The following is a 9,766-nucleotide window of genomic DNA, read 5'->3' as shown; positions in this document are numbered from 1 at the left end:
TCTCTGTCAACCGTTTCAGGTCTTCATGAGCTGACGAATCTACCCTATTTTTCAGTTGATAATCTCAATGAATCACTTGATTAATTCACTATTCAAAATGCTCAGTCTTTCCTCAAAAGGAGGATGAACGTGATTCAGTTCCTTCTCCCATTCAGCCTTGCAGCTGCAATCCAGATGTTCCAGAACGCTCGGATCAAGAGTGTGATTATACTCCTTCAACGCCTCCATTACTCGATCACTGCAATGCGGACAATTGTAAGGCACCCCGACAGGAGAAGGATAAAATTGGAACAAGCCGACGATGATCTTGCCCAAATGCGCCGTCCGTTTTACCACCTCAACGATGCTCCAGAGCCATGCCGGTTTATAGGCACCCTGGTCACTTAAATATTGCACCAGTGTATAATCCTGTACGGTACAGCTTTCCAGTGAAACGGTCGTCGTACCGAGCTCAAAAGCATGCTCAATCGTTTGTACGGCATGTTCGATAGCCTCTTGTTCCGTAATAAAGGGCGGCTTCAGCAACACATAGCTACGTAAATTCAGCTCCTGGGTCACCAAGCGGGCGGCCTTGTCAAACTGCTTTAAGGAAAAGCCTTTGTTTATGCATACATACCGCAAAAAATCGTCAATCATTTCGAGCCCCATGGCGACTTCCACATGCTTATCCGGTAAAAGGCGCTTAATTTCCGCCATATTTTCTTTCGTTACAAATTCGGGTCTGGTTTCGATGACCAGCATTTTGATCTCAGGCTTTTCTCCAACCATGCGTATGATTTCCCACAGCGCTTCAGCCGGAACTTCATTGTCGTTGAGAATGGAGCCGTTATTATACAGATTGAGTAAAGGATATTTGCTAAAATCAATCCGCTTAAATTCCTCACTAAATTGCTCCAAATAATAATGGGCAGAGAGAGGGCCGTCTTTACGTGTTTGCTTAGCCAAATGACCGCACATGGTGCAGCCATTTCCGTTTTTCAGGGCCCACTCACATCCGTTAGACATTAAATACATGACTGCGCGTTGATAGTTTTTTCCCTGAAAGTTTTCCTCACGAATATCCGTTTCTGTCGCTACTTTGTCCAAATGATACTGTTCATCCGGAATTTTGGCGTGAATCTCCTTCATTAAATTGGCGATGAGTCGGTAATAGTGGGCGGTTTCTTTCGTGGTCATCCATTGATAGGAATCCATTTGTTCCCAAGCCTTCGGCTTCTTCATCTTCATACACTCCTTTTCAAAGTATCCGGGCTATAGTCAAATTCAATCGCCCAGACCTCTTCCAGTCTCTTTTCCATCTCCGTCAAGGAGTGAATATTCTGAATGGCACAATCTCTTTCTGTAACGATCAGCCTGAGCAAAGCAACATAACGTTCACATAACAGTTCAATCGCGGATGGTTCATATCTTGAGGGCTGATACATGATTTGGATGGCTGTTTGCTCCATTTGATGAATGCTCACCAGAAGTGAATAATCCGTTACGCTATGGCCAGAAAAGGATTCCAAGGTCAATTCACTCTGTCGATTGATCTCCAGCGGATAATTTTCAATCACAAGCAACGTATCAAAAAGACGCTCTGTGCTTCTGAAATTGCCGTAAGACTGTATATCCACAAGCGGTGTTGTTTCGTAGGGCTGTCTCGCTACGCTCGCTTGCTGAATATCGAGCAAGGCTTGTTGTAGCGTATCACCATTGCCTGACTGTAACCGTACAGGAACCGTGTTCATCAAAAGCCCCACTACCCGTTCAATTCCAGGCAGGCTGCTAGAGCGACCAGACACTGTCGTGCCGAAAAGCACATCCTGACGTCTGCTAACCTTTTGCAGCAGAATACCCCAGGCCGCTGTAAAAAGGGTACCTACTGTCACGGATTCTTCCTTCGCAACAGCTTCAAGCCCCCTCACCAGCTCCGATTGCAAAACATACGATTCGCAAGCCGTATCGCTTATTTCCGATCCAGCAATTGTATCGGGTAAACACAGGGGCTGAGCCTCATATCCAGTCAGGTAAGCTTGCCAAAATGCCTTGCTTCCGCTTCTATCCTGCGTACCAAGCCACTTCACGTACTCTCCAAAACGCGGCTTGGCTAATCGTTCTGGCTCCCGGCCTGCACGCAGCGCATCATATGCCCGGATAAACTCACCCAGCACAATGCCATTACTCCAGCCATCCATCACAATATGGTGGTTGCTGACCATCATGATATGACGATCATGCGCCAGCCTAAACACCGTAGTCCGCAGTAGGGGGCCCTCGGACAGGTCAAATCCTACAGCACGTTCTGCCTCGCGCAGCTCCTGTAGTACCGTCTCTTGCTCCATATCTTCCATTCCTGTGAGGTCATGGAAAGTGAAAGATAGGACGCGTCCTTTCAGGACAATCTGAACCGGGTTCTGGATCTTTTCCCAGCGGAATACGCTTCTCAGCACTTCATGCTGTTGAATCGTCCATTTCCACGCCTCACAGCAGACAGATAGATCAAGCTGACCCTGCAGCGTATAGCTGTATTGCTCAAAATAAGCTCCTGTATCCTTGTCCCGTAAATAGTGGTAGAGCATTCCTTCCTGCATGGGAGTCAAACCAATGACATCCTCCACACGTGTTTTGTTCAATGGACGGTGGCTCATGGTTTCTCTCCCCCTACAATTGAATGATGGTGCCAATCCCATATGCGAACAGTCCCTCTTGCGGGTGACGAATAAATGGCTCTCGACAGCCCGTTGGGTCTACAAATTCCTCAAAGGAAGGATAGCTTTGTTTCACTTCATCCCAGAAAACGCCAACATCATAACCTCTTCCCCACGTTTCAGGCCGCATGCTGATATCATGAAAAGCAATCATGCCGCCCGGTGCCACCAGCTCTTGATACATACGAAAATCCGAACTCACTCCACCGTAGGAATGATCACCATCGATAAACAGAAGATCAATCTGCCGTTCTCCTAAAACCTTTTTCAAGTCCTGTTTGGTGGAGCAGTGAAATGAACGGTCTCGAATAAAAGAAAACTGCTGCCCCGTGCTGCCAAAGCTGGAATAGAGCTGCACCTCACTGTCATCCTGACCACCTCCATACGGTCCACCCGGATAATCAATACTGACGAGCAACGCGTCCGGATCGGCCAGTTGACTCAGGCAATAAAATACACCGCCGCTGGCTGTCCCGATCTCAACGACTGTTTTAGGCTTTTGGCTCTTCACGACCTCCAGAAAACGACGCAGCTCATAGGGATTCTGAATGGCTGGAAAAACAGGTACATGCTCGGCGACACGCTCCAAAATAGCTCTTAACCGGATAGATTGCGGACTGGTCACGTCTTCTTGAAGATTTTCCGGGGATAGCAGTTCGAATAACTCGGGCACGATGACCTTAGCCAAGAGTCCTTCCACATCAGGTTCATCTTCTCCGTCCAGTAGCCATGATTCTGGTAACCGAGGAAGCTTGTCCTCTGGGTTTTCACCTTTTTCAATGGCTGCTTTGAGAAGATTCGCCTGTTCCCGTGTTAGCTTTACATACCCAGGCTTCCATGCATGAATGAGTATAAAATCACCCTTTACCTTGATGTGATCCAAGCCAAACTTGTGCACCCATGGCAGATCGTTGTATCGCTTTTGCAGATAATAATTTAGGGGGCCTGTCGGGAGAATGCGTAAATGTTCCAATCTGTTGCTCATGCTCTCACCTCGTTCTCGTCGTAATCCATTCCTAAGTTACGTAAAAAAGCTCCGGTATGGGAGTGCTCACAGGTCGCAACCTGCTCAGGCGTTCCAGCTGCCACTAGCTGTCCACCTCGGGTTCCCCCTTCAGGGCCAAGATCTATCACATAATCTGCTGTTTTGATCAGATGCAGGTTATGTTCAATGATGAGTACGGTGTTGCCCTCATCCACGAGCTGTTGAAGGATGGTTAGCAGTCGCTGAATATCGTCGGGATGCAAGCCTGTGGTCGGTTCATCCAAAATGTACAACAGGCTGCGCCCTTTTTTTAACTGACTTAGCTCCTCTACCAGCTTAATACGCTGGGCTTCCCCGCCAGATAATGTCGTGGCAGACTGACCCAGCTTCATATAACCAAGACCCAATACGTTCATGAGCTTCAACTTGCTGTAAATATCCGGTTGGTCAGCGAAGAAAACAGCAGCTTCTTCAATGCTCAATTCCAATACATCCGCGATATTCTTCTCGTGATATGTAATTGCCAGTATATCCTCGCTGTAGCGTCTGCCCCGGCACGTCTCGCAAACCATTTCAACGTCAGACATAAACTGCATTTCAGTAACGATCACCCCGAGTCCTGAACAAACTTCACAGCGTCCACCCGGTGAATTGAAGCTAAAATGTGCACTCTTTCGTTGGAACTGCCTAGCTATTTCCGTCCTGGCAAACAGCTTTCGAATAGCGTCAAACACCCCCACATAGGTAGCCGGAGTGGATCGCGGTGTCCGTCCAATTGGCTTCTGATCGATACAGATCACCTGATCAATCGACGCTTCTCCTTTCAGCTCTACATCGTGCTTCAGATATGCAGATTTACCATCCAGGCGAGAACGTAATTTTTCATATATTACGTTATGAACCAGCGTGGTTTTCCCTGATCCAGATACCCCTGTAACACAAACCAAACACCCCAATGGAATACGTATATTCAGGTTCTGTAGATTGTTCTCCCTGGCTCCCAGCACCTCAAGATATTTCCCGTCACGCGCCTTTCTTCGTTGGGTGGGAACAGGAATACCTTGCTTGCCGCTCAAATATTGTCCTGTCAAAGACTTCGAATTGCTCATGACTTCTTCCACCGTACCCTGTGCTACAATTTCACCGCCGAGCAATCCTGCGCCAGGCCCAATATCTACAAGATAATCCGCTTGAGCCATAATCTCTTCATCATGTTCGACGACCAAGATGGTATTTCCCAAATCCCGTAGTCTGTGAAGCATAGCTATCATTTTTCCGGTATCTTTCGGGTGTAATCCGACACTGGGTTCATCCAAAATGTAGATCATGCCCATCAGCCCTGAGCTTAGTTGGGTCGTCAAGCGTACGCGCTGTGATTCACCACCCGAGAGCAGGGTCACCGGACGGTTCAGATCTAAATAGTCCAGTCCCATATCCAGCAGTAGCGTCAATCGAGTCTTGATTTCCTGTAAAATGGGCTGGGCCACAGCTGCAAGACTCACGAAAACTTGAGGTGCAGTTCGCAGTAGTTCATCACAGCCTGCATACAGCTCAACCAACGGCATGTTCGAAAAATCGCGGATCGTTTTGTCCCCCACACGATATAGCAGTCGTTCTGCCTTCAAACGTGCTCCTCCGCAGCTCGGACATACTTGTTCCCGCATCACTTCTTTGTCTTCCGCTTTCATGGCGCTCATTTCATCCTTGGCATTAGCGTTAAAGCGCTCATAAATAAGATTCACAATACCTGCAAATCTTTCGTGCATCAGCTTGCCACCTGTAGCAGGATTCTCAATTGCAATCTTTTCCCCTTGAGTACCGTATAGCACAGCGTATAACGCCTCATCTGGCAGATCCTTGATCGCCGTATTCAGATCAAAATGATATCGGGTCGCCAGTCCCTCCAAAATTTTTCGATTTTTATGAAATTTCTCTTGCTCACATTGCCAGCCAAGTAGCTGAATCGCTCCTTCAGCTAGACTTTTGGATCGATCAGGAATCACACGTTCCAGATCTACTTCATAATGAGTGCCCAGTCCTGTACAAGTCGGACAAGCACCCAAAGGACTATTCGACGAGAAAGCTCCTGCCGAAATTTCACTCGCCACCATGCCACAACAGGAGCAGCCAAAATTTAGATTCCATACGAATCGTTTATCAACCACAGGTCGAATTTGAATCCAGCCATCTCCTAAATCCAGTGCTTTATCCACCATAGCTTGAATATCTTTGCGTTGCTCCACGGAAGCTGAAATCGTAATTCTGCCAACCAGTACCTCCAGCTGACTGTCTCCTTTTCCTAGGCGTACGGCCTGTGGAGACATACTGGAAAACAAAACTTCTGCTTGCTCTATATCCAGCATTTTTTGATTCCAGTTTAATTGGGTGTAGCCTTTTTTTTGTATTTCCTTCAGCAACGCGACAGGACCTTCATGTGGCATGGAAAGGATTGGCGCATAGATTTCAATTGAAGTATCAGGTGAACATTGGAGTACCTGCTCCGTGATTTTTTTCCTTGTCTGCACAGGCAGTGCTTCCTGACAGTAGGGACAAACCGCCCGACTTGTTCGTGAAAACAACAACCGGACAAAAGAGGAGATTTCCGTCAATGTACCCACGGTTGACCTCGGGTTCCGCGACACCGTCTTTTGCTCCATCGCAATTGCCGGAGACAACCCTTCGATCAAGTCCACATCCGCCTCTTCCGTTTTTCGCAAACCCATTCGTTCATATGCGGACAGCGACTCCATTAAACGTCGCCGCCCTTCCGCATATAGTGTATTGAAGACAAGCGAGGATTTCCCCGAGCCGCTAACTCCCGTGAAAACAACCAGTTGATCTCGCGGAATCCGCAAGGAGATATTTTTCAAGTTGTGTTGTCTTGCACCTTTGACAACAATGTAGTTTTGCATGCTAAACCCACACTTTTTTATAAATTTTAATGGATTGGTTATGAGCCACTGACTTCAGCACTCAGCACTTCCAGCTCCTTCATCTGCCCCATTTCCATCTTCAGTAGCCGGTCTGCGGTATGGAAATAATGGTCATCATGCGTAATGGCGAAAATAATTTTACCCGCCGCCTTCATTTCAGGCAGAAGTGTATGGTAAAAGAACTTTCGGAATTCCGGATCTTGATCGGCAGCCCATTCGTCAAACAAATATACAGGTCGATCCTCCAGATAACAGATTAAAAGCGCAAGCCGCTTCCGTTGCCCGCCTGATAGCTTGAGCGTACTGAAATATCCATCCTTGACCGTCACTTTTTCCTCCAGCCCCAGCCTTTTCAGATAACGCTCAATGTCGGACTGCTTTTCCTTATAATCAATGTCGTACAAGCGCTCAAACAGATGAAAATCAGAGAAGACGGTGGAAAAATACTCACCCGATGTGCGGGCGTCAATGACTTCTCCATTGATCGTCATGTATCCCGTTTGTGGAGGATAGAGAGCAGTCATTAATTTAGCAAGTGTCGTTTTACCACTGCCGTTGCCGCCTGTGATGAAAATGATCTGTCCTTTAGCCGCTTCCAGTGTAATAGGTCCGACCAGAAAGCTGGACTCTCCGGTCACGTTGCTGTACTCGAAGCTAAGATTATGAAAACCCATTCGTTCCACAGCCACTTCTTCATCCACCAAACTTGCAGTATCATACACTTCTCCGCTGTCATCAGTCGGCATTTCCGCAATAAAGGCTTTAATTCTTCGCCAGGAGGTCCGAATCTGGAACAACTCCGGCACAGCCTGCAACAATCCGTTGATGGGACCGATCAAGTAGAGGAACACGACAACAAATTGAATTAATGTGTAATCTTTAATGTTCGGGAAAATCGTCGGGAACACAAAGGTAACTACACCTAAAATTAAAATCAGCAGCGTCTCGCCCAGCACCAGCGCATTGGTAAATTTAATGCGGGACACGGAGCGTTTTTGACGATACTGTTCACAGCTATCCTGAATATCGCTGCTAAACTCCGTCTTTTTGCGTCCATGCATACTAAGCTCTTTAAAGCCTTTGAGCATATGGTCGATGAACCCCAAATACACGTTTTGGGTATCCCTCGCCTCTTCCCAATAGCGGTTAGCCGTACCGCTGACGATGCTATAAAATGCGGCAATCACCGCAATGACAGCCAGAGAAAGTATCGTGCCCCAAAATGAAATCGTACCGAGATAAACAAAGCAGCAGATGACTGTCAGTAGGCTGGTCGCGAACCCAACCGCCACATTGGCCGAAAAACCCACCATCTCCGTATCATTATTTAAAGTGGCTAATATTTTGCCATTGTCCATGCGTTCTAATTTGTCATAAGAGCTGTGTAGCACACGTTGAATCAGTTCCATTCGTTTTCGATAAATCATGTTGTAGGTAATCTTCACTAATTTGGTTTCAATCAGCTTGCGACCGAAAATATAAACCGCCAGCGCTAATCCGAAATAATACAGCAGATATTTGAGCGGTATTTCGCTGCCAATTGAGAAATTGACGATAAAAATGACAAAAGCATTCGCCACCCCGCTCAGCAAGCTCATCATTACCAGTAAAGGAAGCGAGCGTTTATTTTCGTCTGTGCTAGGAAAAAGCGTACCCAACACCAGGTAGCCAAAGCTCAAAAGCAATCCCAGCCCCAAGACTGCAATCGCAAACGGAAAGCTAAATGGAGACCAGACAATCGCGGTTGTCCAAGAAACACCCTGCATGGCAGTAGGAACCAGATAAACTCCATACAAAAATGGTGTACTGCAAAGTAAAAATAGCAGCCATGTGAGCAGCTTTTTTGGATTCAAAGGCTTCAAAACACGTTGTTTGCGGATGATATCCCGTACCACCGTCATCAAAAGGACCACTACCGCCAGCACATAACATGCCAGCATGATCGTAATAACGGACCACGCATTGTCTGTTTTCTGATCTGGCTCATACGGAGACACAGGCTGACGATCTCGTAAAATGTCCATAAGACCATGCCCGGTGATATACGTTAACGTGGTACCGTTGTTTGCCATAATCCCTACAGCCAGCTGATCCTGAGGGCGAAAAACCATATAAGCAGAAAAATTCGGATTTAATCCAGCCTTGGACACCTCTCCGTTTCCGCTTTGATAGTCAGCCCAGCCCATAGCATAAGACGACATATCAAACTTGCTGGGGGTAACGGTGCGGTCAGGCGCATGAGTTTCCATAATTAATGGAGTCATGGGAGATTTCAGGCTACCCAACTGATATTTGAGCCAAGTGGCGAGGTCATTTCCGTCCATCATGATATAACCAGCGGGACGGTTTCCTCTAAAGACAGGGGATTGATATTCACGTGCTTGAAAAAAGCCGTTCTTGTAGCCTGTTGCCATCGTGGGTGCGGCTTCTGTGGGATAAAGAGTGGTTTTATTCAGACCTAAAGGCTGAAAAATATGGGTCTTCATATAATCTTCGTAAGGCTGCCCTGTGACCTTTTGAATGACAGCCCCCACGATTGCATAGTTAATGGTGGCATATTCAAAGCGTTCGCCAGGACGATTATGTAATTCCAGACCATTCACATTTCGTACAACCTGTTCCAGTGAATCGGGACGGTTAGAGATCGGGATGTCGGTAATTGTGTACCATGGAATGCCACTGGAGTGATGTAACAGCTGCCGCAGTGTAATCTCGACATTTTGGTGCTTATACTTGGCTTGAAACCATGGAAAAAACTTTGAAACGGGATCATCCAGCTTCAACAACCCCTGCTGCTGTAATTGCAGCACGGCAAGTGCTGTAAATCCTTTGGAGCAAGAGGCAATTTCAAAGCTGGTCTCAGGTGTTACAGGAACCTGCTTGTCCACATTGGCGTACCCAAAACTTTTGAGATAGGCCGTTTCCTTTCCACGAACCACAATTACTGTCATTCCAGGGATATGACCTTCCTGCATCTTCTCATGAATAAATGCTTCCAAACGCTGAGTGGTGTTTGCATCCAATCCTGCTGCGGCCTCCGCACGACTGGGCGGAATACATGTAGCCACTAAAGCGAAAATCAGGATAACCGCTGCCATTTTTCTCATGATCATCTTTTTACATTCCATAATCGCTCCAGCTTTCTTTGTAATATGTAA

5 protein-coding genes are annotated in these 9,766 nt (G+C 46.9%); all 5 read right to left on the bottom strand.

Annotation, left to right across the window (positions count from 1 at the left end; translation table 11 throughout):
- Nucleotides 1-72: 72 nt before the first annotated feature.
- The 5 genes from KAI36_RS05815 to KAI36_RS05795 are packed head-to-tail and all read right to left on the bottom strand — an operon-like array spanning nucleotide 73 to nucleotide 9,715.
- Entirely contained in the window at nucleotides 73-1,221 is a 1,149-nt protein-coding gene (locus tag KAI36_RS05815; RefSeq protein WP_220027225.1) for an archaeosine biosynthesis radical SAM protein RaSEA, read from the bottom strand.
- A gap of 2 nt (nucleotides 1,222-1,223) precedes the next feature.
- The gene (locus KAI36_RS05810; protein ID WP_220027224.1) at nucleotides 1,224-2,630 is read right to left on the bottom strand and encodes a condensation domain-containing protein; all 1,407 of its coding nucleotides are present in this window, start codon (nucleotides 2,628-2,630) and stop codon (nucleotides 1,224-1,226) included.
- Nucleotides 2,631-2,643: 13 nt separating this feature from the next.
- Nucleotides 2,644-3,675 (bottom strand): class I SAM-dependent methyltransferase, encoded by a 1,032-nt coding sequence (locus tag KAI36_RS05805; RefSeq protein WP_076292320.1) that lies wholly within the window; start codon nucleotides 3,673-3,675, stop codon nucleotides 2,644-2,646.
- Nucleotides 3,672-6,587: an excinuclease ABC subunit UvrA gene (gene uvrA, locus KAI36_RS05800; RefSeq protein WP_220027223.1), complete on the bottom strand. Its 2,916-nt coding sequence runs from the start codon at nucleotides 6,585-6,587 to the stop codon at nucleotides 3,672-3,674. Before uvrA ends, KAI36_RS05805 begins: the two co-directional genes overlap by 4 nt.
- Nucleotides 6,588-6,625: 38 nt before the next feature.
- Nucleotides 6,626-9,715: a cyclic peptide export ABC transporter gene (locus KAI36_RS05795; protein ID WP_258382255.1), complete on the bottom strand. Its 3,090-nt coding sequence runs from the start codon at nucleotides 9,713-9,715 to the stop codon at nucleotides 6,626-6,628.
- Nucleotides 9,716-9,766: the final 51 nt, after the last annotated feature.

It is taken from the genome of Paenibacillus sp. S02 (genome assembly GCF_019454065.1).
GTDB classification, from domain to species: domain Bacteria; phylum Bacillota; class Bacilli; order Paenibacillales; family Paenibacillaceae; genus Paenibacillus; species Paenibacillus polymyxa_B.
This window is presented reverse-complemented; position numbering and strand designations above follow the sequence as displayed.